22 protein-coding genes and 1 riboswitch are annotated in these 25,099 nt (G+C 67.6%); of the genes, 15 read left to right on the plus strand and 7 right to left on the minus strand.

Features of this window, described 5'->3' with window-relative positions:
• Window positions 1-27: 27 nt before the first annotated feature.
• From galA to ACXJKM_RS12235, 3 genes are all read left to right on the plus strand, one after another.
• Window positions 28-2,892 carry a beta-galactosidase GalA gene (gene galA / locus ACXJKM_RS12225; protein WP_457352602.1) on the plus strand — a complete coding sequence of 955 codons (2,865 nt, stop codon included), beginning with the start codon at window positions 28-30 and terminating at the stop codon, window positions 2,890-2,892.
• 313 nt (window positions 2,893-3,205) lie between these two features.
• A complete protein-coding gene (locus ACXJKM_RS12230) occupies window positions 3,206-4,705 on the plus strand; it encodes a hypothetical protein (RefSeq protein WP_457352604.1) in 1,500 nt (499 codons plus the stop codon).
• Complete coding sequence (locus tag ACXJKM_RS12235) at window positions 4,706-5,929, plus strand: MFS transporter (protein ID WP_457352606.1); 1,224 nt, start codon at window positions 4,706-4,708, stop codon at window positions 5,927-5,929.
• Here ACXJKM_RS12235 and ACXJKM_RS12240 read toward each other — a convergent pair.
• Window positions 5,919-6,920, minus strand: a complete 1,002-nt coding sequence (locus ACXJKM_RS12240; RefSeq protein ID WP_457352607.1) for an aldo/keto reductase — start codon at window positions 6,918-6,920, stop codon at window positions 5,919-5,921. The two genes, ACXJKM_RS12235 and ACXJKM_RS12240, sit on opposite strands and share 11 nt — an antisense overlap.
• 156 nt (window positions 6,921-7,076) lie before the next feature.
• On the opposite strand from ACXJKM_RS12240, the gene ACXJKM_RS12245 reads away from it, so the two are divergent.
• The 6 genes from ACXJKM_RS12245 to ACXJKM_RS12270 all read left to right on the plus strand — a co-directional run bounded on the left by ACXJKM_RS12245 (window position 7,077) and on the right by ACXJKM_RS12270 (window position 14,249).
• Window positions 7,077-7,976, plus strand: a complete 900-nt coding sequence (locus tag ACXJKM_RS12245) for an AraC family transcriptional regulator (protein ID WP_056192446.1) — start codon at window positions 7,077-7,079, stop codon at window positions 7,974-7,976.
• A gap of 10 nt (window positions 7,977-7,986) precedes the next feature.
• Window positions 7,987-8,068, plus strand: a riboswitch (S-adenosyl-L-homocysteine riboswitch).
• A gap of 76 nt (window positions 8,069-8,144) precedes the next feature.
• Window positions 8,145-9,557 carry an adenosylhomocysteinase gene (gene ahcY, locus ACXJKM_RS12250; RefSeq protein ID WP_457352609.1) on the plus strand — a complete coding sequence of 471 codons (1,413 nt, stop codon included), beginning with the start codon at window positions 8,145-8,147 and terminating at the stop codon, window positions 9,555-9,557.
• A gap of 6 nt (window positions 9,558-9,563) precedes the next feature.
• Complete coding sequence (locus ACXJKM_RS12255) at window positions 9,564-10,310, plus strand: TlyA family RNA methyltransferase (RefSeq protein ID WP_056192440.1); 747 nt, start codon at window positions 9,564-9,566, stop codon at window positions 10,308-10,310.
• Window positions 10,307-11,146, plus strand: coding sequence for a methylenetetrahydrofolate reductase [NAD(P)H] (gene metF / locus ACXJKM_RS12260; protein ID WP_457352611.1), 840 nt, complete (start codon window positions 10,307-10,309; stop codon window positions 11,144-11,146). Before ACXJKM_RS12255 ends, metF begins: the two co-directional genes overlap by 4 nt.
• A gap of 126 nt (window positions 11,147-11,272) precedes the next feature.
• Window positions 11,273-11,884: an OmpW/AlkL family protein gene (locus ACXJKM_RS12265; RefSeq protein WP_457352612.1), complete on the plus strand. Its 612-nt coding sequence runs from the start codon at window positions 11,273-11,275 to the stop codon at window positions 11,882-11,884.
• 73 nt (window positions 11,885-11,957) lie between these two features.
• Window positions 11,958-14,249, plus strand: coding sequence for a TonB-dependent receptor plug domain-containing protein (locus tag ACXJKM_RS12270; protein WP_457352614.1), 2,292 nt, complete (start codon window positions 11,958-11,960; stop codon window positions 14,247-14,249).
• Window positions 14,250-14,308: 59 nt separating this feature from the next.
• Here the strand turns inward: ACXJKM_RS12270 and ACXJKM_RS12275 are convergent, their stop codons facing one another.
• The gene (locus tag ACXJKM_RS12275) at window positions 14,309-15,364 is read right to left on the minus strand and encodes an acyltransferase family protein (RefSeq protein WP_457352616.1); all 1,056 of its coding nucleotides are present in this window, start codon (window positions 15,362-15,364) and stop codon (window positions 14,309-14,311) included.
• Window positions 15,365-15,464: 100 nt separating this feature from the next.
• Here ACXJKM_RS12275 and ACXJKM_RS12280 point away from each other — a divergent pair, with 100 nt between their 5' ends.
• Both ACXJKM_RS12280 and ACXJKM_RS12285 read left to right on the plus strand, forming a co-directional pair.
• On the plus strand, window positions 15,465-15,929 hold the full coding sequence (locus tag ACXJKM_RS12280; protein ID WP_457352618.1) for a low molecular weight protein-tyrosine-phosphatase: 465 nt from the start codon (window positions 15,465-15,467) through the stop codon (window positions 15,927-15,929).
• A gap of 173 nt (window positions 15,930-16,102) precedes the next feature.
• Entirely contained in the window at window positions 16,103-18,349 is a 2,247-nt protein-coding gene (locus tag ACXJKM_RS12285) for a xyloglucanase (protein WP_457352620.1), read from the plus strand.
• Here the strand turns inward: ACXJKM_RS12285 and ACXJKM_RS12290 are convergent.
• From ACXJKM_RS12290 to ACXJKM_RS12305, 4 genes are all read right to left on the minus strand, one after another.
• Window positions 18,346-19,395: a hypothetical protein gene (locus ACXJKM_RS12290; RefSeq protein WP_457352622.1), complete on the minus strand. Its 1,050-nt coding sequence runs from the start codon at window positions 19,393-19,395 to the stop codon at window positions 18,346-18,348. The genes ACXJKM_RS12285 and ACXJKM_RS12290 overlap by 4 nt on opposite strands.
• The gene (gene pepQ / locus ACXJKM_RS12295; protein WP_457352623.1) at window positions 19,395-20,711 is read right to left on the minus strand and encodes a Xaa-Pro dipeptidase; all 1,317 of its coding nucleotides are present in this window, start codon (window positions 20,709-20,711) and stop codon (window positions 19,395-19,397) included. The genes ACXJKM_RS12290 and pepQ overlap by 1 nt, the downstream gene beginning before the upstream one ends.
• Before the next feature lie 8 nt (window positions 20,712-20,719).
• Window positions 20,720-20,944 (minus strand): DUF1161 domain-containing protein, encoded by a 225-nt coding sequence (locus ACXJKM_RS12300; RefSeq protein WP_457323070.1) that lies wholly within the window; start codon window positions 20,942-20,944, stop codon window positions 20,720-20,722.
• A 73-nt stretch (window positions 20,945-21,017) separates the two neighbouring features.
• Complete coding sequence (locus ACXJKM_RS12305) at window positions 21,018-21,587, minus strand: 5-formyltetrahydrofolate cyclo-ligase (RefSeq protein ID WP_056192418.1); 570 nt, start codon at window positions 21,585-21,587, stop codon at window positions 21,018-21,020.
• Between the two features lie 99 nt (window positions 21,588-21,686).
• On the opposite strand from ACXJKM_RS12305, the gene ACXJKM_RS12310 reads away from it, so the two are divergent.
• Window positions 21,687-22,814 carry a sterol desaturase family protein gene (locus tag ACXJKM_RS12310; RefSeq protein WP_057298115.1) on the plus strand — a complete coding sequence of 376 codons (1,128 nt, stop codon included), beginning with the start codon at window positions 21,687-21,689 and terminating at the stop codon, window positions 22,812-22,814.
• Between the two features lie 6 nt (window positions 22,815-22,820).
• On the plus strand, window positions 22,821-23,228 hold the full coding sequence (locus ACXJKM_RS12315; protein WP_457352625.1) for a TfoX/Sxy family protein: 408 nt from the start codon (window positions 22,821-22,823) through the stop codon (window positions 23,226-23,228).
• Here the strand turns inward: ACXJKM_RS12315 and ACXJKM_RS12320 are convergent.
• Window positions 23,178-23,474, minus strand: a complete 297-nt coding sequence (locus tag ACXJKM_RS12320; RefSeq protein ID WP_457352627.1) for a DUF2917 domain-containing protein — start codon at window positions 23,472-23,474, stop codon at window positions 23,178-23,180. The two genes, ACXJKM_RS12315 and ACXJKM_RS12320, sit on opposite strands and share 51 nt — an antisense overlap.
• A gap of 90 nt (window positions 23,475-23,564) precedes the next feature.
• Here ACXJKM_RS12320 and ACXJKM_RS12325 point away from each other — a divergent pair, with 90 nt between their 5' ends.
• Together ACXJKM_RS12325 and ACXJKM_RS12330 are read left to right on the plus strand one after the other, a co-directional pair.
• Window positions 23,565-24,521, plus strand: a complete 957-nt coding sequence (locus tag ACXJKM_RS12325) for a LysR substrate-binding domain-containing protein (RefSeq protein WP_457323066.1) — start codon at window positions 23,565-23,567, stop codon at window positions 24,519-24,521.
• A gap of 40 nt (window positions 24,522-24,561) precedes the next feature.
• On the plus strand, window positions 24,562-25,095 hold the full coding sequence (locus tag ACXJKM_RS12330) for a DUF4199 domain-containing protein (RefSeq protein WP_457352629.1): 534 nt from the start codon (window positions 24,562-24,564) through the stop codon (window positions 25,093-25,095).
• Window positions 25,096-25,099 lie beyond the last annotated feature (4 nt).

The raw sequence follows: 25,099 nt of genomic DNA on the forward strand, positions 1-25,099 counted from the left end.
ACCATGACCCCAACGTCAAACATCAAGATGAGACCACTTCGCCCCTTCTCCTGGGTCTTCTGGGGCCTTGCACTGGCCCTTGCCGTCGGCAGCGCCACTGCCGCTGATGGCGCGCGCCAGCGCACCCGCGTCGATGACGGCTGGCGTTTTGCGCTGGGCCATGCGCATGACCCGGCGCAGGACTTCAACCACGGCACGGGCTCCTTCTTCTTCGCCAAGGCCGGTTTTGGCGACGGCCCTGCGGGGGCCGAGTTCGACGACCGCAGTTGGCGCCGCCTGGACTTGCCGCACGATTGGGCGGTGGAACTGCCCTTCGACGCGCGCGGCAGTTCGCTGCATGGCTCCAAGGCCATCGGCCGGAGCTTCCCCGAGAACAGCGTCGGCTGGTACCGCCGTGAGCTGGCTCTTCCCCAGTCGGCACGCGGCAAGCGCATCGCGCTGGAGTTCGACGGTGTCTTCCGTGACAGCGTGGTCTGGGTCAACGGCCACTACCTGCGCCGCGAGGCCAGCGGCTACTCAAGCTTCAACGTCGACATCACCGACTACCTGAACTTTGGCGGGCGCAACGTCGTCGCGGTGCGCGTGGACGCCACCACACAGGAAGGCTGGTGGTACGAAGGCGCCGGCATCTACCGCCATGTCTGGCTGACGCAGACCGAGCCGCTGCGCGTGGACCACTGGGGCAGCTCCGTGCGCGCCACGGTCACGGGCGGCCGCGCCGACGTGGCCGTCGACACGACGGTGCGTAACGACGGCAAGGCGCCCGCCTCCTTCAGCCTGGAGCACGAGCTGCGCGACCCCGCCGGGCGCGTCGTCGCACGCGCCAGCGTACCGGCAAGGCGCGTGGGCGTGGACACCAGCACCGACGTGGCCGCGACGCTGCGCGTGACGGCGCCGCAGCTGTGGTCTCTGGAAACGCCGCAGCGCTACACGCTGACGACCCACGTGAAGAGTGACGGCCGCGTGGTCGACAGCTACGACACGCCCTTCGGCATCCGCACGATCCACTTCGATGCCAACGCCGGCTTCTTCCTCAACGGCCGCCACGTCAAGCTGCACGGCGTCAACAACCACCAGGACCACGCCGGCATCGGCATTGCCCTGCCCGACGCCATGCACGATGCGCGGCTGAAGATGCTCAAGGGCATGGGCGTGAACGCCATCCGCTCGGCCCACCATCCGGCCACGCCCGAGCTGCTGGACGCCTGCGACCGCCTCGGCATCCTCGTCATCGACGAGCACCGCATGATGGGCACCGCGCCGCAGATCCGCGACGAGCTGGAGCGCATGGTGCGGCGCGACCGCAACCACCCGTCGGTCATCCTGTGGTCGGTGGGCAACGAGGAATGGGCCATCGAGAACTCCGAAATCGGCACTCGCCTCGCGCAGCAGATGCAGGCCATCGTGCGCCGCCTGGATMCGACCCGGCCCGCGACGCTGGCCGCCTCCAGCTCGGGTGCGGCCGAGGGCACATCGGTCGGCTCGCAGGTCATCGGCTTCAACTACAAGGGCCAGCACAACATCGATGCGATGCACAAGCGCTTCCCCGAGCGCGCATCAGTCGTCACCGAGGAAGGCCTGACCTACGCGACGCGCGGCATCTACGCCGACGACCCGGCCCGCGTGCAGATCGCTGCCTACGACAAGCGCTCAGGCGGCGACTCGACCTCGACCGTCGAAGAGGCCTGGCGCTTCAACGCCGAGCGCCCCTTCCTGGCCGGCGTGTTCTTCTGGACCGGCTTCGACTACCGCGGCGAGACCACGCCCTACGGCTGGCCCGCCGTCTCCTCGCAGTTCGGCATGATGGACACGACCGGCGCGCTGAAGGACAGCGGCCAGTACCTCAAGGCCGCCTGGACTGCCGAGCCCATGGTCCATGTATTGCCGCACTGGAACTGGCCCGGCCGTGAAGGCCAGCCCATCGACGTGCGCGTCTACGCCAACACCGATGAGGTCGAGCTGCTGCTGAACGGCAATTCACTGGGCCGCAAGTCGCTGGCGCGCTACGCCCATCTGCAATGGAGCGTGCCCTATGCGCCGGGCAGCCTGACGGCGCGCGGCTACCAGGGCGGCAAACTCGTCGTCACCGAGACCGTGGCCACCACGGGCAACGGCAGCGCCGTGCGGCTGACGGCGGACCGTGCGCGCATCCGCGCCGATGGCGACGATGTGGCGGTGGTCAGGGTCAGCGTGGTCGACCGCGAGGGCCGCGTGGTGCCCACGGCCAGCCAGCGCATCAGCTTCGAGGTGTCCGGCCCGGCGCGGCTGATCGGCATGGGCAACGGCGACCCGGGCTCGCACGAGGCCGACAAGCCGGCCGAGTTCCATCGCTACGTGACGCTCGACCGCTGGCGCCTGCAGGGCGTGGCGCGGCAGGATGACGCGGCGGCATTGCTGGCCGGTGCCGACGCCGAGAAGGGTCGCGACCCGTTCGCCTGGCTGCCGCCCGAGAAGCAGCCGGCCGACAGCGCCTGGAACGTCGTGCACGCCAGCTTTGCCCGCCCGGCTGCGGGGGTTGGCCGCGCGGCGCTGTTCGTGGGCGACATCGCGCCGGGCCAGCAGGTCTATTTGAACGGCAAGGCCCAGACGCCGCGCCGCGAGGACGGCATGGGCGTGATCGACTTCGACCCTGCTCAGTTGAGCGATCTCAACACGCTGACCCTCGTCTTCGCCACGCCGGCCGGTGGCACGCGCAAGCTCTTCGACGACGCGCAGGGCGGCCGGCGCTGGGTCACGCTGCGCACCACCACGTCCACCGGGCCGTGGCAACGCAGCGTGTTCAACGGCCATGCACAGGTGATCCTGCAATCCACCGGCAGCCCCGGTCGCGCCACGCTGCGCGCCGTCAGCGAAGGCCTTGCCCCAGCTGCAACGGTGATCGAGATCTTCTGAACACCGGGAACAGATTCGTCACCGTCGCTACGCTCGGAACCAGGCCACTGGACGGCAACGTTATGCAGCTTGAAGATTTCACCGAAGGCTAGGAGCCCATACATGTCGGGCTGGAGGGCGCCGCGCTTGTGATTGGCGGCATCGATCCCTGGCTGCATGCGAACGCTTGGCGCAGGGCTTGGCGAGAGCACATCGTTGTACCGCATCCGACTTATCGACAGCAACGCCATCGTGCCCGGATCTACGAGATCGCGGCGCTTGGGTCGATCACCCCTAGGATCGCCCGGTCACGATTGCCGCCCGAGTTGCCGCCATGCGCCGTCTTGCCCCACTGCTTCTCGCCCTGACCCTGTGCCCGCTGGCCCATGCCGACGAGGCCGGTGCAGCCCGCGCGCTTGAGCAAGCCCGCAGCAACCCCTGGCTGCTGCGGCAATTCATGGCCGCCTTCCCCAAGGGCGGCGACCTGCACAACCACCTGGACGGCAGCATCTACGCCGAGAACATCATTGGCTGGGCCAGCGCCGACGGCAAATGCGTGGACCCGGCCAGTGGCCAGATCAGTTTCCCGCCCTGCGACACGGCGCGGCCCCTGATGAAGGACTACGCGGCCGACAGCGCCCGCTACAGCCAGCTCGTCGACGCCTACTCGGTACGCAACTTCGAGCGCGGCAGCAAGTCGGGCCATGACCAGACCTTCGTCACCTTCGGCCGCTTCATCCCCGGCACGCTCGGCCGCGAGGGCGACATGCTGCGTGAGGCGACCAACCGCCGCGGCGCGGAGAACACGGTCTACCTGGAGCTGTTGCAGTCCTGGGGCATGGACAAGGCGCGCGCCATCGCGGCGGCCGAGGCCGGTGCCTTTCGCGCCGACCGGCCCACCACCGACTGGACCCATCACCCGGCCCTGCAGCGCATCGTCGCCGACACGCGCGCCGAGCTGGACCGCATCGAGAAGCGCTGGCGCGAGCTGTCGCACTGCAACCAGGCCAATGCCGAGCCGGGCTGCGGCGTGGCGCTGCGCTATCTGGCCCAGGTCATCCGCACCTTCCCGCCCGAGCAGGTCAATGCGCAGATCGCGCTGGCCTTCCTGCTTGTGAAGGCCGACCCGCGCTACGTCGGGCTCAATCTCGTCGCGCCCGAGGACGACCCCGGCACGCTGCGCCACTACAAGGAGCAGATGAGCGTCATCGGGCGCTTAAGCAAGCTCTACCCCGAGGTGAAGGTCACGCTGCATGCGGGCGAGTTCGGATTCGGCCTCGTACCGCCCGAGGATTTCAAGGACCACATCCGCCAGGCGCTGGACGTCGCCGGTGCGCGCCGCATCGGTCACGGCGAGGCGATCGGCCTGGAGACCGGCGCCTTCGACACGCTGCGCGAGATGGCCAAGCGGGGCGTGATGGTTGAGATCAACCTGACCAGCAATGCCATCGTGCACGACCTCAAGGGCGATCAGCACCCCTTCCTGCTGTACCGCCAGTTCGGCGTGCCCACGGCCTTGTCGGCCGACGATGAAGGCGTGTTCCGCATCGACCTGACGAACGAATACCAGCGCGCCGCGGCCACCTATCCGAAGCTGAGCTACCGTGACTTCAAGCAGCTGTCGCGCAATGCCCTCCACTACGGCTTCGTCGAAGGTCAGGCTTTGCTGGCCGACACCGGCAGCGGCCGCTTCGTTGCAAGCTGCACAGGCGAACGCACCGGAGCTGAGCCCAAGACGGCGCGCTGCCGCGACTTCCTTTCCACCCACACCAAGGCCCGCCTGCAATGGGACCTCGAAGCACGCTTTGCCCGCTTCGAAAGCCAAGTTCACTGAATGCTTCTTGATATCGCGCCGCTGCGCCGCAACACCGCCTTTCGCCGCCTCTTCGCCAGTCAGTTCATCTCGGGCCTGGGCACCATGGTCAGCTATGTGGCCGTGCCCTGGCAGCTCTATGAGCTGACGCACTCCAACGCCCAGGTCGGCCTGCTCGGCCTGGTGCAGCTGATTCCCGTCGTCGTCTGCGGCCTACTGGGCGGCGCGGTGGCGGACCGGGTCGACCGCAAGCGTCTGCTGATCGGCTCGGAGGCCTTGATGGCGTTGTGCCTGGCCGGCCTGCTGATGAATGCGCTGAGCGCCACGCCGAGCGTGCTGGCCATCTACGCGCTGGTGGCGGTGCTACAGGGCGCCAGCGGCTTTCACCGCCCGGCGCTGGAGGCGCTGACGCAGAAGCTCGCGCGGCCCGAGGAGTTCGCGGCGGTCGCAGCCTTGTCCTCCGTGCGCGGCACGGTGGGCATGGTGGCTGGGCCGGCTCTCGCGGGCATCCTGCTGGCGAAATGGGGCGCGGTCGGTGCCTACATCTTCGACCTCGCGACCTTCATCGCGGCGCTGTTCTTCATCGCCCGCATACCGCGCGAAACCATCGGCACGGTCGACGCACCAGGCGAACGGCCGCATCTGCTGGCCGATCTTGCCGAAGGCCTGCGCTTCGCGTGGGCGCGGCCCGAGCTGATGGGCACCTACATCGTCGACATCGTCGCGATGGCCTTTGCCTTCCCGGTGGCGCTGTTCCCGGCGATGGCGGCGGCGGACGGGCGCACCGAATCGGTGGGTTGGCTGCTGTCGGCGATGTCGGTCGGCGCGCTGGTCATCGGCCTGTTCAGCGGCTGGACGGGCAAGGTCAGCCGCCACGGCCGCGCGGTCGTCATCGCGGCGGCGGTGTGGGCTCTGGGCATCGTGGCGCTGGGCTTTGCACCCAGCCTGATGCTGGGCCTGGCCTGCCTGGCCGTGGCCGGCGCCGCAGACATGGTCAGCGGCGTGTTCCGCGGCACGATCTGGAACGAGACCATCCCCAACACATTGCGCGGTCGCCTGGCCGGCATCGAGATGATCAGCTACCTGACCGGCCCGCTGGTCGGCAACGCGCGGGCCGGCTTCATGGCCGATGCCTGGGGCGTGGCGCCGGCGATCTGGATCGGTGGCGCGATCTGCCTGTTCGGCGTGATCGCCACAGGCTTCCTGCTGCCGCGCTTCTGGGCCTACCGAAGCCTCACACGTTGACCGCACTCATCTGCGCCGCCGGGTAGCGCGTGCCGGCCACTATGTGCGCGGCCAGCAGCGCCTCGATGCGCTCGCGCCGGCCGGCATCGAAGTGGATGTGGGACGCCAGCGCGTTCTCATCGAGCCGCTTGATGCTGCGCGTGCCGGGAATGGGCACGATGTCGTCGCCCTGGTGCAGCAGCCAGGCCAGCGCGAGCTGGGCGGGTGTGTAGCTCCACTCCTCGGCAAGAGCCGAGAGCGCATCGGCCAGCGCGAGGTTGTGGTCCAGGTTGCCGCCCTGGAAGCGCGGATGGATGCGACGGCGATCGTCGGGTGCCAGTTGCTCGGCCGAACGGATGGCGCCGGTCAGGAAGCCGCGGCCCAGCGGGCTGTAGGGCACCAGCGTGATGCCCAACTCACGGCAGGTGGGCAGGATCTCGGCTTCGACGTCGCGGCTCCACAGCGAGTATTCGGTCTGCACAGCGGCTATTCGCTGCACCGCATGCGCGCGGCGGATGGTCGCGGCCGAGGCCTCCGAAAGGCCCAGGTGCCGGACCTTGCCGGCCTTGACCAGCTCAGCCATCGCGCCGACGGTTTCTTCGATGGGCACGTTCTTGTCGACGCGGTGCTGGTAGTAGAGGTCGATGTGGTCCACACCCAGGCGCTTGAGACTCGCATCGCAGGCCTCGCGCACATAGGCCGGGCTGCCGTCGATGCGCACCGCCGCGCCATCCGGCGCACGCACATGGCCGAACTTTGTCGCGACGATCACCTCGTCGCGACGCATGGCCAGCAACTGCGACAGCAGGCGCTCGTTGGCGCCGGTGCCATACATGTCGGCCGTGTCGAGGAAGTTGATGCCGATGTCCAGCGCGTGGTGCAGCACGGCCAGCGACTGGGCATCATCGGCCGGGCCGTAGAACTCAGACATGCCCATGCAGCCCAGGCCCAGGGCAGACACCGCGGGGCCGTGAGCGCCGAGGCGGCGGCGGGGAAGGGTCGAATGCGTCATGGTGGAACTCCTTGAAGGGATCATCAATGGGATGGGGACAGCTTAGGAAACTCAACCCTGCGCGCCCAGCACAAAGCTGGCGCATGTTTGCCCGATCCTCCAGCGCTTGAACCCGCATTGCGCCGCCCATCGGCAAGTGTTTGCACAATCACCCGCATGCCAAACGACGATGACCTGCAAGCTCTGCGCGAGCGCACGATCGCGCAGGCCCTGGCCCGCGCGCCCGCAGATGGCCTGCACACGACCGCCCTGCCCTGGCTGCGGCTGATCCGCGCCAGCGCGCCAGCCCAGCCGGTGCCGGCGGTTTACGAGCCCGGCCTGGTGCTGGTGCTGCAGGGCCGCAAGCGCGCGCAGCTCGGCGAGCGCGTGGTGCATTACGACGCCATGCAGTGCCTCGTCGTACCCATGACCATGCTGCCGCGCGGCCAAGTGCTGGAGGCCAGCCCGGCCAAGCCCTATGTCTGTATGCGCCTGAGCTGCGAGACGCAGGCGCTGACCGAGCTGCTGCTGGACGGCGATGCACCGCCTGAAGGCAACGACGCCGGCCTGCATGTCGCGCCCGTCACCGCGCCGCTGCTGGACGCGGCCCTGCGTCTGCTGCAGCTGCTGGACAGCCCGCAGGATCTGAAGACGCTGGCACCGTTGGTGCAGCGCGAGATCCTCTACCGCGTGCTGACCGGCCCGCTGGGCCCGCGGCTGCGTTCGCTGGCGCATACCGACGGCGTCACCCGCCGCGTGGGCCGCGTCATCGAGCAGCTGTCGCGCCGCTATGCCGAACCTCTGTCCATCGACGAACTGGCCGAGCTGGCCCACATGAGCCCATCGACGCTGCACCTGCGCTTCAAGCAGCTGACCGCCCTGTCACCGCTGCAGTTCCAGAAAAACCTGCGCCTGCAGCAGGCGCGCCGGCTGATGCTGGGCGATGGCCTGGATGCCGCCAGCGCCGCGCACCGGGTTGGTTACGAGAGCCCTTCGCAGTTCAGCCGTGAATATCGTCGCCTTTTTGGCGCGCCGCCACGCGAGGACATCTCGCTGCTGCGCAGCGCTGCCGGCTAGAATGCCGCCTCCTTCCGAGGAGCGTTGCAACCTCAGCACCTATTGAGGCCAGGCTCGGAAGTTCTGACCCCCTGCAACTGCGCTCACCCGCTGGCAATCCGTGCCTGGGTGAGGTTTGATCCCCCCGTACGACCCGCCAGCGGCTTCATTCGCTTGAAGGAGCCCTGCATGAGCACCACGAATCACATCGTCAAGGACCTGTCGCTGGCCGACTGGGGCCGCAAGGAAATCAAGATCGCCGAGCATGAGATGCCGGCGCTGATGGCCATCCGCAAGGAATACGCCGAGACCCAGCCGCTCAAGGGCGCACGCRTCACCGGTTCGCTGCACATGACSATCCAGACSGSCGTGCTGRTCGARACSCTGCAAGCCCTGGGCGCYGARGTGCGCTGGGCYTCGTGCAAYATYTTCTCGACRCARGACCACGCCGCCGCCGCGMTKGCCGCCGYCGGCACGCCSGTGTTYGCCWWCAARGGCGARACSCTGGMMGACTACTGGGACTACACGCACCGCATCTTCGAATTCGCCGGCAAGGGCGAGGCGGGCGAAGGYCCCAACATGATCCTGGACGACGGCGGCGACGCGACGCTGCTGATGCACCTGGGCCAGAAGGCCGAGAAGGACCTGTCCGTGCTGGCCAACCCCGGCAGCGAGGAAGAGCGCATCCTGTTCGCGGCCATCAAGAAGAAGGTCGCCGAAGACGGCACCTGGTACACCCGCAAGAGCGCTGAGATCATCGGCGTGACCGAAGAGACGACCACGGGCGTGCACCGCCTGAAGGAAATGTCGGCCAAGGGCACGCTGCTGTTCCGCGCCATCAACGTCAACGACTCGGTCACCAAGAGCAAGTTCGACAACCTCTACGGCTGCCGTGAATCGCTGGTGGACGGCATCAAGCGCGCTACCGATGTGATGGTCGCCGGCAAGATCGCCGTCGTGGCCGGTTATGGCGACGTGGGCAAGGGCTCGGCCCAGGCGCTGCGTGCGCTGTCGGCGCAAGTGTGGGTCACCGAGATCGACCCCATCTGCGCGCTGCAGGCCGCGATGGAAGGCTATCGCGTCGTGACGATGGAGTACGCCCAAAGCAAGGCCGACATCTTCGTGACGACGACCGGCAACAAGAACGTCATCCGCCACGAGCACATGCTGGCGATGAAGAACAACGCCATCGTCTGCAACATCGGCCACTTCGACAACGAGATCGAGGTCGCGGCGCTGGAGCAGTACGAGTGGGAAGAGATCAAGCCCCAGGTCGACCATGTGATCTTCCCGGACGGCAAGCGGATCATTCTCTTGGCCAAGGGCCGCCTGGTGAACCTGGGCTGCGGCACGGGCCACCCGAGCTATGTGATGAGCAGCTCTTTCGCGAACCAGACCATCGCCCAGATCGAGCTCTACGCGCACAAGGACAACTACGCCATCGGCCAGGTCTATGTGTTGCCCAAGCACCTGGACGAGAAGGTCGCGCGCCTGCAGCTGACCACGCTGAATGCGCAGCTGACCGAGCTGACGGAAGAGCAGGCCGCCTACATCGGCGTCAACAAGGCCGGCCCGTACAAGCCCGACACTTATCGGTACTGATTGTCGATGCGCGCTGACCAGCTCCTCGTCGCCCAAGGCCTGGCACCGACCCGCTCGGTGGCCCAGCGCTTGATCTCGAACGCCGCCGCCGAATGGGCCTCACCCACCGGCTGGGCGATGTTGAAGAAGGCCGGCGAGGACCTGCCCGAGACGGCGCAGCTGCGCGTCACCGACGACGCGGAGCTGCGCTATGTGTCGCGCGGCGGGCTCAAGCTGGAAGGGGCGCTCACCCGCGTCGGCTTCGACGTCACCACGCACACTGTGCTGGACGTCGGCCAGAGCACGGGCGGCTTCACAGACTGCCTGCTGGCTCACGGCGCCCGCCATGTCGTTGGCGTGGACGTGGGCCATGGCCAGCTGCATGCCAAGCTGCTGGCCGACCCGCGCGTCACGGCGCTGGAAGGCGTGCATGTGCGCGAGCTGGACGTGTTGCGCCAGCACGCGCCGACGGGCGGTTTCACGCTGATCGTCGGCGACCTGAGTTTCATTTCCATGGTGGGCAGCCTCCCGGAGTTGCTGCCCTGGCTGGAGGTGCACGGCCATCTGCTCGTGCTCATCAAGCCGCAGTTCGAACTGGGGCCACAAGCCCTGGGCAAGGGCGGTCTCGTCAAGGACGAGGCCGACTACCCGCGACTGGAAGCCCGCGTGCGCCTGGCCTGCACGGCCCTCGGCCTCAAGGTGCTGGACTACTTCGACAGCCCCATCACCGGCGGTGATGGCAACCGCGAATTCTTCTTGTGGGCCTCCCGATGAGCACCCTTGTCAGTTTCGAATTTTTCCCCCCGAACACGCCGGTCGGCGTCGAAAAGCTCAAGACCGTCGTGCAGGAGCTGGGCGCGATGTCGCCCCAGTACTTCAGCGTCACCTACGGCGCCGGCGGCTCCACGCGCGACAAGACCCTGGGCGCCGTGATGGACATCGCCGCGGCCGGCTTCAACGCCGCCCCGCACTTGAGCTGCGTGGGCTCCACGCGCGAGAACATCGCCGAGATCCTGGCCACCTACCGTGCCCAGGACATCCACCGCGTCGTCGCGCTGCGCGGCGACCTGCCCAGCGGCACGGCCACGGCGGGCGAGTTCCGCTACGCCTCCGAACTGGTCAGCTTCATCCGCGAGACCCAGGGCAAGGATTGGCATATCGAGGTCGCGGCCTACCCCGAGGTGCACCCGCAGCAGCGCTATGCGGCGCGCGACCTGCAGCACTTCGTCGACAAGATGAAGGCCGGCGCCGACGGCGCGATCACGCAGTTCTTCTTCAACGCCGACGCCTACTTCCACTTCGTCGACGAGGCGCGCCGCCTGGGCGTCACCCAGCCCATCGTGCCGGGCATCATGCCCTTCCACAACTACGGCCGCATCGCCCAGTTCGCGCAGCGTGACGGCATCGACATCCCGCGCTGGGTGCAGATGAAGATGGAAGGTTTCATGGACGACGCCGCCAGCATCCGTGCCTTCGGCCTGGACGTCATCACGCGGTTGTGCGAACGCCTCATCGACGGCGGCGCGCCGGGCATCCACTTCTACACGCTCAACCAGAGCGCGCTGACGCTGGAGTTGTGCAAACGCCTCGGCCTTGGCAACAAGGTTTGATCCAGCTCAAAACCCCACATCGAGTGTGGCGCTGCGAGGCGCCACCTTGTGTTGCCTCAAACCGCCGTGCGCCGCCGGCGCGTGCAATGCCTCCATCGGGACACGTCCCATTCACTGGAGCCATTGATGAAGTTCTCTTCCGCCCTGCGCCTGGCCGCCGTTGCCGCCGCCCTTGCCCTGCAGCCCGCCTTCGCCGATGAAGGCCCGCTGCTGGTACGCGTGCGGGCGCTGCACCTGGATTCCGCCAACAAGGACAGCACGGGCCTGGGCCTGTCGATCAACAACAAGACCTTCCCAGAAGTTGATTTCAGCTACTTCATCGCGCCCAACATCGCGGCCGAACTGATCCTGACCTATCCGCAGAAGCAGACGATCTACTCCAACGGCAGCGAGATCGGCTCGCTCAAGCACCTGCCGCCGACGCTGACGCTGCAGTACCACTTCAACCCGACCGGCACCGTGCGTCCCTACGTCGGTGCGGGCGTGAACTACACCAATTTCTCCAGCGTCGAGTTCGCGCCTGCCGTGCAGACCGCTCTTCATCCCAGCATCAAGCACAACAGCTGGGGCGCTGCCTGGCAGATCGGCGCAGACGTCGAGATCAGCAAGGGCACCTATCTGAACTTCGACGTGAAGAAGGTCGACCTGCAGACGACGGTCTATGCCAACGGCGCGTCGGCCGGCAAGTTCAAGGTCAACCCGACACTTGCCAGCGTCGGCCTGGGTTGGCGGTTCTGACGGCCGCTTGCGCTCATGTAAATGAGCGCTTTACGTAAGCGAAAGTCACTTCGCTCCGCAAGAATGCGCGGCCATGAGCCGCCTTCTTGTTGCGCTGGCAATGCTGTGTGCCAACGCCCTGTGCGCGGCCCAGACAACGCCCCAAAAAACGCCCCCACCCGCCGCGCCGGCCTCCGCCGCCAGCGGCGCCGCCAACCGCCTGGATCGCGTCGAGGTCAACGGCGGGCCGACGGCCAACAGCCGCCGCCGCAACAGCACGGCCAGCAAGATCGTCATCGAGCGCGAAGACCTGGACCGCTACGGCGACACGGTGCTGGGCGACGTGCTGCGCCGCCTGCCCGGCGTCACCATCGGCGGCCGGCCCGGGCGTGGCGGCGATATCCGCATGCGCGGCCTGGGCAGCGGCTTCACGCAGATCCTCGTCGACGGCGAACGCGCGCCGGCCGGCTTCGCGGTGGAGGACCTGCCGCCGGACCAGGTCGAACGCATCGAGATCTACCGCGCGCCCACCGCCGAGACTGGAGCGCGCGCCATTGCCGGCACCATCAACATCATCCTGCGCGAGCCGCTGCTCAAGGCCACGAACGAGCTGCGCATCAGCCTCGGCCAGGACCGCGGCGAGCCGCAGGCCGACGCCAGCTGGACGCGCAACCTGAAGTGGGGCGGGCCGAATGGCGACGAGTTCGTCGGCGCGGTGTCGACCAACGCCGGCCTGCACCGTCGCTTCAACAACATCGACTCGCACAACCGCGTCGTCGACACCGACACCGGCCAGGTGCTCAACGAGACCGTGCAGCAAGGCACGAGCGTGGGCAACAGCGCCAACCTCAACGGCAATGCGCGCCTGCGCTGGAAATACAGCGACACGCTGAGCTTCAACCTCGCGCCCTTCTTCGCGCTGTCGCAGAGCGAAGGTTCAAGCCAGAACAACGCCGTCGGCTTCACGCGCTTTCGCGACGTGCAAGGCGAAAACGACAGCCGCGTGCACAACCTGAGACTCAACCTGTCGGCCAACTATCGGCCCGCCGTCGGTGAGAGCTGGGACCTGCGCGTGGGCCGTGGCGGCTTCAAGTCCACCAGCAACAGCCAGCGCCGCGAGACGCTGAAGGACATCGGCATCGACCTGGAGCGCATCCAGGACGACCACAACGTCACCGACGAAGACCAGACCAGCCTGGGCGCCAAGTGGAGCCTCAAGACCGCCAAGGAGCACCAGTGGGTGACCGGCACCGAGAGCGAGCAGAGCCACCGGGTGCAGGTGCGCCGCACGCTGATCGACGGCGTGGAGTCGCCCGCGCTGCAGAAGTTCGGCGACACCCTGGGCTCGCGCAACCAGCGTTTTGCCGCCTACACGCAGGACGAGTGGAGCCCGAGCAAGATCTGGTCGGTCTATGCCGGCATCCGCTACGAACGCATCGAGACCCGCGCCGATGCCAGCGGCTTGCTGCCCGACACGCGCAACGTCTCGCAGGTCACGTCGCCGCTCTTTCACCTGCTGTGGAAGCCCGAGGCCTTCCCCAAGGACCAGGTGCGGTTGAGCCTGACGCGCAGCTATCGCTCGCCCAACCTCAACGACCTGATCGCCCGGCCCACCATCAACACCACCTACCCCACCGGCCCCAACCTGCCCACCTACGCCGACCGCGCCGGCAACCCCGACCTCAAACCCGAGCTGGCCACCGGCGTGGACCTGAGCCTGGAGCACTGGCTGCCCACCGGCGGCATCGTGTCGGGCAGCGCCTTTGTGCGCGACATCAAGAGCCTGATCCGCAGCAACCTGCAGCTGGAGACCGTGCCCTGGGACGAGTCGCAGCGCTGGGTCAGCCGGCCGCGCAACATGGAAGGCGCGCGCACCATGGGCTTCGAGTTCGAGGTCAAGGCGCGCCTGGACGAACTGTGGGAGGAAGCGCCGCCCGAATGGCAGTTGCTGCTGCTGCGCTTCAACATCGCCGTCTTCGACAGCAAGGTCAAGGGCATCCCGGGCTCCAATGCCCGCCTGGACCAGCAGCCGCGCGGCAGCCTGAACTTCGGCCTCGACCACCGCTGGAAGGCCCTGGGCCAGAACTTCGGCAGCGGCTTCAACTTCAACTACGTGCCGGCCAGCAGCGTGCAGCAGACCCTCAACCTGAAGCGTGAGGAGACCGCCCGCCGCCAGTTCGATGCCTACCTGTCCTGGGCCAGCGGCTCGGTGCGCGACGGCATCAACTGGCGCCTGTCCCTGGCCAACCTGCTGCCGCGCGATGCACAGGTCACGTCGGAGGCCGTCTACATCGACACCATCACCAGCCACAACATCGTCACCGACAGCTGGTCACGCAACCGCACCTTCCGGGTGATCTCGCTGCGGGCGGACATGCGGTTTTGAGCATCGCTGCCGGTATCGCCTGGTAGCGGGTTAGGCGAGCGCAGGCGCTCGCCTAAGTATTACGCCGCCATATCCTGGCCGGGGTGCGCAAGCGAAGGTGCTTCGGCCTCCTGCCTCTGCCTGGTGCGAGGCTTGAGTCGAAGGGCCGGACGTTCGATGAACGTCCAGGACAACCAAGCCAGGACCAACACCATGCATGTCGTCAGCAGCAGCGACATGAGGAAAGGAACTTTGGGCTCCAGCCAGATGTACACCAGCTGCTGGGTCGGCCAACCCCACAGATAGACGCCGTAGGACAAATCGCCAAATCGGCCGGCACTGCGCAGCACGGGCCATGAGCGGCTGCCCACGCAGACCGCCACGGGCGGAATGGCCAGCCAGGTCGCCAGATGCTGATGGCCCAGCAGCGCGGCCACCAGTGCACCCGCCAGGAGGACGGCAAGCCGCCGCGCGGTAAGAGGGAAGTAGTGAAGGGCTGCACCAAAGCCGAAGAACAGCATCAACTGCGTCAGGCGCAACTCCTCGGCCACGAGCGCGCGCGCCACCAGGGCATCGTCGAGGTGCGCGGCCAGATAGCAGGTCAGCCCCAACAGCAGCCCGCCCGCCACCGCAAAGCGCATCCGCTTCTGCAGAAGGAATGCGCCCACCGCGAAGATCAGATAGCAATGAACCTCATAGGGGATGGTCCAGAGGGGGCCGTTGAGCTTCCCATCGCCCGGCCGGGCGATGAAGTGAATGTCGTCCCAATAGCTCAGCGGAACAAGGTTGCCGCTGTAGGCCAGGAGCCCTTGCCAGTAGGCGGTACTGTGGCGAGTGGCGGCGTACCAGGCAAGGCCGATGCATAGCACCAATATGCAGGCCGCGAAGCCGGGCATGATGCGCAGCGCACGCCGCGCCAGGAACCGAGCAACGTGGGGGTCGCGCTCCCAGCTTTGCGCGACCAGGTAGCCGCTGATGCTGAAGAACAGCATCACGCCGAAATGGCCCAACGTGATCATGGACGTGGATCGAATGCCGGGCTCGATACCGCCCATGAGCGGGAAGTGATGTGTCAACAGCACCAGGAATGCGCCGACGATACGCAGCCCGTCGAAGTTGTTTGCGCGATTGCTCATGGCCTCCCCGGCGCTATGTCGTTCTGCCGCCAATGTAGCAACCGGCTCAAGCCAAAGATCACCCACCACCGGCTGCCACAACCCGGTCGAGAATGTACTGATGACCCGCCGCATCCTGTTCTTTTGCATGGGCAATATCTGCCGCAGCCCGACGGCCGAGGGCGTCATGCGCGCCAAGCTGGAGGCTGCCGGCCTCGATGTTGAGGTGGACTCGGCCGGCACGCACGGCTATCACATCGGCGCGCCGCCGGATGAGCGCAGCCAGGAGCACGCGCTGAAGCGTGGCTATGACCTGAGTCGCTTGCGCGCCCGCAAGCTGGTGGCCGAGGACTTCGTCCGCTTCGACGTTGTGCTGGCAATGGATGCCGACAACCTCACCCATGCGGAACGGCTGTGCCCGCCCAGCCAACGGCATCGACTGAAGCTGCTGATGGACTACGCGCCTCACGCAGGCAACCCGCAAGTGCCTGATCCCTACTACGGCGGCGCTGCCGGCTTCGATGAGGTGCTGGACTTGGTCGAAGCAGCTTGTGATGGATTGGTTGAGAGCCTTCGCAAGCGATGATCGTTTCGCCTCGCGTCCATGCAGTCCGGGCTGGATCGGCGTTCCGCTCTTGAGAGCGTGCCGCGCCACATCCAATCAGCAGCGGTGACATCGAGTTTCTTGGGGTAAACCGTATTTGTTCGTCGAGCGAACAAATTACGATGTCGAGCGCTGTCATAAGAAGTGCTGGAGACATGAACCCCATCAAGCCCCTGCTGGGCGCCCTGCTGCTCGCCGCCGCAACTGCCCAGGCCGCGCCACCTGCCGACGTGTCCTACAACTGGCGCCCGGTCGCCATCGGTGGCGGCGGCTTTGTGGATGGCATCGTCTTCCAGCCCGCCGTGCCGGGCCTGGCCTACGCCCGCACCGACATGGGCGGCGCCTACCGCCGCGACACCGCCACCGGCCCCTGGCAGCCGCTGTTGGACTGGTTGCCGCTGAGCGAAGTCAACCTGATGGGCGTCGAGAGCCTGGCCGTCGATCCCAACGACTCCGACGCCCTGTATCTGGCTTGCGGCACCTACACCAACCCCGCCGTTCCCAATGGCGCCGTGCTGCGCTCACACGATCGCGGCCGCACCTTCCAGCGCACCGACTTGCCCTTCAAGCTCGGCGGCAATGAGGGCGGCCGCGGCAATGGCGAGCGGCTGGCCGTGGACCCCAATGACGGCCGCGTGCTCTACCTCGCCAGCCGCTTTGCCGGCCTGTGGCGCAGCGCGGATGCAGCCAAGAGCTTCCAGCGCGTGGACGCTTTCCCCGACTCGGCCTGGCGCCGCGATGCGGCCGACGGCCCGCCACCCAGCTGGGGCGGCAGCGACGGCAAGGCGACGATCAACTTCGTGCTCTTCGACCCGAGCAGTGGCACACGCGGCCAGCCCAGCCGAACGATCTACGCGGGCGTGTCGGTCATCGGCCGGCCCAGCCTTTGGGTGAGTCGCGATGCCGGCACGAGCTGGCTGCCTATCCCCGGTGCCCCGACGCAGTACCGCCCGATGCGCGCCGCGCTCGCGAGTGACGGCAAGCTCTACATCGCCTATGCCAGCGACCCCGGCCCGCACCGTATGAAAGACGGCGCGGTCTGGCGCTACGACATCCCCAAGCAGGCTTGGGCCGACATCACGCCCGAGCGCCCCAGCGCCGCCCTCCCCTTCGGTTATGCCACCGTCGCCGTCGATGCCGCGAACCCGCAGCGCCTGCTCGCCAGCACGGTCGGCCGAGGCGCGGGCGACCAGCTCTTTCGCAGCACCGATGGCGGCGCGACGTGGAAGCCGCCGTTCCTCGCTGCGAAGTTCGACGCCGCCGCCGCGCCTTACGTTGCCGACACGCCGGTGCACTGGATGTACGACGTCAAGATCAACCCCGCCAACCCCGACCATGCCCTCTTCACCACCGGCTATGGCGGCTGGGAAACGCTGAACTTGACCCAGGCCGACAACGCCAAGCCCACGCATTGGCAGGTCATGAGCACCGGCATCGAGGAGACCGTGGCCCTGGCGCTGCACAGCCCGACCCAGGGCGTCCCGCTCGTCACGGCCATCGGTGACTACTCGGGCTTCGTCCATGCCGACCTCGACGTGCCCGCACCCGGCAACCCCAAGCCGCCCTTCTTCGGCAACACGCACGACGTGACCGGCGCCGAACTGGCGCCCGAGGTCATCGTGCGCATCGGCCATGCACGCATCGGCAAGAACCTGGGCTATTCGCTGGACGGCGGCAAGACCTGGCGCGAGCCGACCACCGTGCCCGACCCCAAGTCCGGCGACGGCTTCATCGCTGTGTCTGCCGATGGCAAGGCCTGGGTCTGGACACCGAAGGGTGGGCAGCCCCATGTCAGCCACGACCGCGGCGACACGTGGACCGCGGCGCAGGGCTTGCCCGCCGGCACCCGCGTCGTTGCCGACCGCGTGAACCCGCGCCGCTTCCACGCAATGGCGCTGTTCGACGACAAGCTGTACACGAGTGACGACGGCGGCAAGACCTTCAGCGCCCGGCCGCTGGCCCTGCCCGAGGGTGCCGTCGAACGCCCCGCGCCGCGCAACCACGACGGCGGCGGCCGCGGCGACCACCGCGGCGGCCAAGACAGGCTCTACGCCACGCCCGGCCGCGAGGGCGACCTGTGGCTCGCGGCCTACCACGGCCTGTACCGCGCCGGTGATGGCAAAGGCTTCAAGCGGCAGCCCGCCGTCACGCAGATCCACGCCTTCGGCTTTGGCCGCGCGTCGCCAGGCTCAGCCGAGCCGGCCCTCTACCTCGTCGGTGTCGTCTCCGGCCAATACGGCATCTTCCGGTCGGCCGACAGTGCAGCGAGCTGGCGGCGCATCAACGACGACGCGCACCAGTGGGGCCTGATCCTGCAGATCAGCGGCGACCCCAAGGTGTTTGGCCGCGTCTACGTCGGCACGCATGGGCGGGGCGTGCAATACGGCGACCCGGCGCGCTAAGGCTTGGGCTTGGGCAACTCCAGCCGCCGCAACGACGACTTCAGCAGCCGGTCGTCTGCGCCGAACAGGCTGACCAGTTCCAGTTGCAGCGGCCCGGCCGGCGTCTTGATCTCATGCAGATGGCGCTGCAGCCGCCGGCCGGATTCAAAGCGCGTGTCGTCGCTCGCCTTGCCCAGCCGCTGCGCCACCTCGGCGGGCGTCGTGCCAGCCGTGAGGGCCAGGGCAGCCTGGGCCCAGTCGTCCTTGATCGCTTGAACGCCCGCATCCGGCGGCGAAGGCGGATCGTCCATGGCCTCGAAGACGACGCGCGTGTCGTCCGGCCAGCTCTCGTCGCCCATGGGCAGGCGGAACATGCGCTCGCGCAGCGAATAGCCCCAGTCGTAGTCGGGCCCGCCGTCGTCGCGCAGGCCGTGCAGCAGGCGTGCGCTGAGGGTCAGGCGACGCTCGCCGTGCACCAGCGTCACGGCAAAGATGGGCCGGTCGGCGAAGTTGCTGGGGCTCCAGTCACGGTCCGCGCAATCGGCGGTGTCCAGCTGCAGCAGCCCGAACAGGAACGTCGCGCCGCGTGCCACGCCGCTGCCGAAGGCGACGCGGCATTGCAGCCGCAAGTCGCCCAGGCGCCGCTCGCTCTCGGGCAGGCCGGGCGTGCGGATGTCGGGCCGCCAGGTCACGCGACCATCGGCCAGACGGCTGCGCACCTCGGTGCGCTCAGGAAGCCGCCGCCAGGCCGGGTCGACGACGAAACGGTCCTCGGCATCCAGCACCACCGGCTGGCGGCCACCGCGCGTCATCAGGCCCAGTTCGAGCGCTTGCGTCGTCTCGGCCTGAGTGCGCGCATAGACCTTGAACTTCAGCGCCGCGGCCGGCGCGAGGGCATGGTGTTTGTCGAACAACGACTCGGCCTTGAAGAGCTGGCCCAGCGTCTTCCTCTCGCGCGCCGTGGCTGCTTCGCCCTGCACCTCGACGCGGCCGAGCTGGGCCTCGGGCGGTGGCGCGCTGGCGGGCAGCGCGAGCGCGCCGGCCAGCAGCACCATCGAGAGGTTCATCACACCAACGCGAATGCGTCCCGCGTCAGGTTCTCGGGCGCCTCGCCGGCCGTGCGGCAGGCCACGTCATCCTCGATGCGGATGCCGCCGTAGCGCGCCAGCCGGTCAACGCAGTCCCAGTCCACCTGCGCCGCCTGCGGCGATGCGCGCAGCTGGCGCAACAGCGTCGGGATGAAGTACAGCCCCGGCTCGATGGTGACCACCATGCCCGCCTGAATCGGCCGCGTCAGCCGCAAGTAGCGGTGGCCTTCGGGCTTGTCGGCCACGCCGCCGTCCTCGTTGGCCATGAAGCCGCCGACGTCGTGCACCTGCAGGCCCAGCAGATGGCCGATGCCGTGCGGGAAGAAGGGCTTGGTGACGCCTTCGGCCACCATCGCCTCATCGCTCATGTTGACGATGCCGGCCTCGCGCAGCACGCGGGCGATGCGGCGGTGCGTGCTGAGGTGGATGTCGCGGTAGTCGACGCCCTCGCGCACCTCGTCGACCAGGCCGAGCTGCTCACGCTCCATGGCCGCGATCAGCGCCGCGAACTCGTCATGGCCGGGCGCCGCCCAGGTGCGGGTGATGTCGCTCGCATAGCCGTTGACCTGGGCGCCGGCGTCGATGAGGAAGCTGCGCGACTCGGGCGGCGGGCTCTCGTCCTGGTACTGGTAGTGCAGCACCGCGGCGTGCTCGTTGAGGCCGACGATGTTGCTGTAGGGCAGGTCGCGGTCGGTGTGGCCGGTGGCGACCAGATAGGCCCGGTGAATGGATGCCTCACTCTCGCCGCGCAGGAAGGCGGCGCGGGCGGCGTTGTGGCCCGGCACGGCGCGGCGCTGGGCGGCGCGCATCTGTTCCAGCTCATAAGGGCTCTTCACGCCGCGGGCCCAGTGCAGCAGGTTCAGCAGGGTCTCGGGGTTGTTGGGTGTGAGCCCCGGCAGCGCGGCATCGGCTTCACCGAGTATGGCTGTGCGCGGCGTGATGCAGTCGGCCAGCGCGGCGGCAGCCTCTTCCGGTTCGTGAATGACGACCAGCTCGACCGCATTCACCCACTCGCCGCTGGGCACGCTCGGCGGCACATGCCAGTAGTCGTCGGGCTGGTAGTAGACGACGCGCGGCTTCCTGCCCGGTCGCACGGCCAGCCAGGAGTGCGGGTGGTTGGTCAGCGGCAGCCAGTGCTTGAAATGCGGGTTGGCCTGGAAGAGATAGGGCCGGTCGTCGAGGAAGGCGTATTTCTCGATGCCGGAGGCGATCAGCAGCGTGTCGAAGCCGGTGCGCTCGAGTGCCGATTCCGCGTGCTGCTGCAATGCGGCAAGGTGGTCGGTGTAGAGGCTCATCGCTCGGCTCACTTGCGCACGTAGGTCAACTTCTTCGCGCCGCCGTCACAGCTGCCGATGACCTTGGCCTCGCCGACCTTGTCGCTGTCGACGACGGCGATCTCATAGCCCTTGACGCCCTTCTCATCGAGCTTGGCGGCGATCTCGGCCTTGAGTTCGTCGCAGGGCTTGGCGGCGGCAAAGGCAGCGGCGCAGCCCAGGGACAGGGCGACGGTCAGCAGGAGGGTACGCATGGCGGGCTTGGGCAGGGGTTGCGAGGCAGCCATTCTGCGGCAGAGCACCCCGGCAATCGAGATGCCCGCTGCCTCAGCCGTCCTTGTCCCAGACCACCCCCTCCTCCGTCAACATTGCATCCAACGCCACATCCAGCTGACTCGGCTTCAACAACGGCAAAAAGCCATGCGCATAGCCGATCCCAACAGCCGCCGGCCTGGGATCCATCTCGGCCAGCGTCTTGTCCATGAAGCCACCGCCATAGCCCAGCCGCAGGCCGGCAGGTCCGAAGCCCAGGCAGGGCACCAGCATCAGCTGGGGCTTGAACTCCTCGGTGTCCTTGGGCTTGGGGATGTGGAAGGCGTCTTCCTCCATCGGGCAGCCGGGGTACCAGACATGAAAGCGCAGCGTGCCGTGCACCTTGTCCACCACCGGCAGGCCGATGCGGCGATGGGGGTGGTTCTCACCCCATCGGTAAAGGGTGGGCAGGGGGTCGAACTCACCCTTGATGGGCCAGTAGGCACCGATGGTGGTCTCGCGCCGGCGCAGCAGCCAGACGCTCAGCACCTCCTGCAGCTCGGCGGCCAGGTCCAGGCGGTTGGGCAGGGCCAGCCGTTGTTCGATCAGCTTGTGCCGGATGGCGGCGCGGTCGTTGGCGTCCAAGAGCGTGGCTTTCTTCCGGACCTGTGAATCTGGCCATTGTGGGCCAAGCGCCGACCTCGCTAGAGTCCCGACCCAACGGAAACGCAGGGAGAACCACCAGTGCTGAACAAGCTCAACCAGCTCAGCGAATCAAGCGGGGCGCTCAAGCCGGGCCGCGGCATGATCAGCGGCGTCATCGCGCTCACGCTGGCCATCCTGTGCTTCCTCGGCGTGCTGGCCTTCCACTTCCCCGAATACCTGACGACGCCGCAGTTGCGCCAGTCCTACGACGTCGACGTGATCCGGCGCCTGCTGTACTGGGCCTTGGTGCTGTCCGGCGGGCTGGCGCTGTTCAACATCGTGTTCAGCCGCATGCGCTGGCTGGCGCTGTGGACCTTCGTGCTGCTGGGCCTGGCATTGGCGCTGGGCGGGCACAAGGTCGAGGTGGACCCGAACTTCCCCGACCACACGCCCTATGTCGGCCTGGACTGGTTCATCCTCGACCTGCTGGGCTCGACGCTGATCTTCGTCTTCATCGAGAAGCTGTTCGCGCTGCGCCGTGACCAGCCGGTGTTCCGCCCCGAGTGGCAGACGGATTTCCACCACTTCATCGTCAACCACCTGGCCGTGGGCTTCGTGATGCTGGCCACCAATCTCCTGGTGCACAAGTTCTTCGGCTGGGCGGCCAAGGACGGCATCCAGGGCTGGGTGCAGGGCCTGCCCTTCCCCGTCGCCCTCTTCCTCATCGTCCTGGTGGCCGACCTGGTGCAGTACTGGACGCACCGGGCCTATCACGAGGTGCCGACGCTGTGGCGCCTGCACGCGGTGCACCACAGCGTGAAGAGCATGGACTGGCTGGCCGGCTCGCGCCAACACATCCTGGAGCTCATCATCACGCGCACCCTGGTGCTGGCACCCATCTTCGTGCTGGGCTTCAGCAAGGAAGTCATCGACGCCTACATCGTCGTCGTCGGCTTCCAGGCCGTGTTCAACCACGCCAACGTCAGCGTGCGCCTGGGGCCGCTGCGCTACCTCATCGTGACGCCCAACTTCCACCACTGGCACCACTCGCAGGACCAGGAGGCGCTGGACAAGAACTACGCGGCTCACTTCGCCTTTCTTGACCACCTGTTCGGCACCGCCGTGCAGTCGGATCGCAAATGGCCGGAGCACTACGGCGTGCTGGGTGACTATGTGCCCGACGGCTTCCTGCGCCAGCTGCACTTCCCGTTCACCTGGAAGGGCTGATCACGCATGGACGCCTTCATCGAGCTCTGCGTCGAGCTGCTGCAGCCCCTCGGCCCGGTGCGGCCGCGCCGCATGTTCGGCGGCCACGGCATCTATGTGGACGGCTTGTTCATGGCCCTGGTCATCGGCAACCAGCTCTATCTGAAGACCGATGACGTGTCGCGCGAGCGTTTCGTCGCGGCCGGCTGCGAGCCCTTCAGCTACGGGACCAAGAACGGCGAGCGCCAGGTGATGAGCTACTACCAGCCGCCCGAGGAGACGCTGGAATCACCTGCGCTGATGCTGCCCTGGGCGCGGCTGGCGCTCGAGGCGGCCTTGCGTGCCGCCAACGCCAAGGCCGCGAAGCCCGTGGCCAGGAAGAAATCAGCGGCCCAAAAACCGGCGGGCAAGAAAACCACGGCTCGCCGAGGCTGACACCGGCGGCACCAACAGCTCGAAGTCGGCGGCGGGCCAGCCTTCCAGCACCGCCGTCTGGCCCGGCGCCAGCGCCACGGCCTCGCCAGCCTCCAGCCACTTGTCTTCGGCCGGCTCGTCGGGGGTGCCCGACAGTGTCAGCCAGACGCGGCCACGGGCCACCGCCAGGCGGCGAGACTCGGCGCCACCGGCCAAGGTCATGGCCCGGCCATCGTCCAAATGCCAAACAGATTGCGCGTCGCTCATGATGAGACTCCTGGGTTGATGTCAGGGATTCTGCTTATTTCACCCAAGGTGGTCCAATGACTCCGCGGCGCCGATTGATACCATTCACGCATGAATCAGCCGAAGCAACCAGTCCGCCAAAGACCCCTGTCCATCGGCCCGCTGCGCGCCTTCGAGGCCGTCGCCCGCTTGCTGTCCTTCCGCGCGGCGGCCGAGGAACTGAGCCTGACGCAGTCGGCCATCAGCCGGCAGATCCAGTCGTTGGAGGAGGAGATCGGCTGCGTGCTCTTCCTGCGCGGCACGCGCAAGGTGGAGCTGTCCAGTGATGGCGCCGTGCTGCTGCCCACCGCCGTGGCCGTGCTGTCCCGGCTGGACCAGACCGTGCGCCAGATCCGCCGCTCGCGTGGCCGGCGCGTCGTCAACGTCAGCACCTTTGCGTCCTTCGCATCGCTGTGGCTGATCCCGCGCATGGAGGCCTTCCAGCGTGAGCATGCCGACATCGACATCCGCGTGTCGGCCTATGACCGCAAGGTCGACCTGGAGGACGGCGAAAGCGACCTGGCGCTGCGCTATGACGACCGCCCCTCGGTGCCGGCGGACGCCGAGCAGCTCTTCGAGGAACTGCTGTCGCCCTGCGTCAGCCCCTGGTACCTGCAGAACCCACCGGCGCCGCTGAAGCGCGCCGCCGACCTCGCCGGCCATGCGCTGGCCGAAGAAGACGACGCCCGCCCCAGCGCCGAGTTCCTGAGCTGGCGTCGCTGGCTGACCGAGATGGGGGAGCACGACCTGCAGCCGCGCCGCTGGCTGTACCTGAACTTCACCTACCAGCAGGTGCAGGCCGCGCTGACCGGTCAGGGTGTGGCGCTGGCCCGCCTGCCCCTGGTGCACGAACATCTGACGCGCGGCGAGCTCGTCGAGCCCTTCGGCAAGGCCGGGCGGCTGGGCTGCCCGTTCAGCTACTGGATGATGCTGGGGCCGAACGCGGCGCGCCGGCCCGAGGTGCAGCAGTTTGCGGACTGGGTGCGCGAGCAGGCTGCCATCACGCGGGCCCAGGTGGCCGGGGTCTGACCTGTTGCGCTACCGGCCGGGCCGGTCTGAACATCGGCCCATGCTGAAAACCATCGTGTGCTTCGGTGCCGTCGCCGGCTTGGCTGCCGGCATCCCGCTGTTCGCCCTGCTGATCCTGAACCGGGGGGCGCCGCCGGCTCACGGCATGGTCATCGGCTACACGCTGATGCTGATCGCGCTGAGCCTGATCTTCGTCGCCATCAAGCGCCGCCGTGACGACGAACTCGGCGGCGTCATCCGTTTCTGGCCCGCCTTCGCGCTGGGCCTGGCCATCAGCCTCGTCGCAGGCGTCGTCTATGCGGCCGCCTGGGAGGTGACGCTGGCCGTCACCAAGCTGGACTTCGGCACCGAGTGGGCCAAGATGTACATGGCCCAGAGCAAGGCCAAGGGCCTGCCCGAGGCGGAGTTGGCCAAGCTTGCGGCCGAGATGGACGAGTTCAAGCGCAACTACGCCAACCCGCTGCTCCGCTTCCCGATGACCATGGCCGAGATCGTGCCGGTCGGCCTGCTGGTGTCACTGATCTCGGCGGCCTTGCTGCGCAACCCGCGCTTCATGGCTTCGAAGCGGATCTGAGGAG

The organism is Roseateles sp. P5_D6, assembly GCF_054049415.1.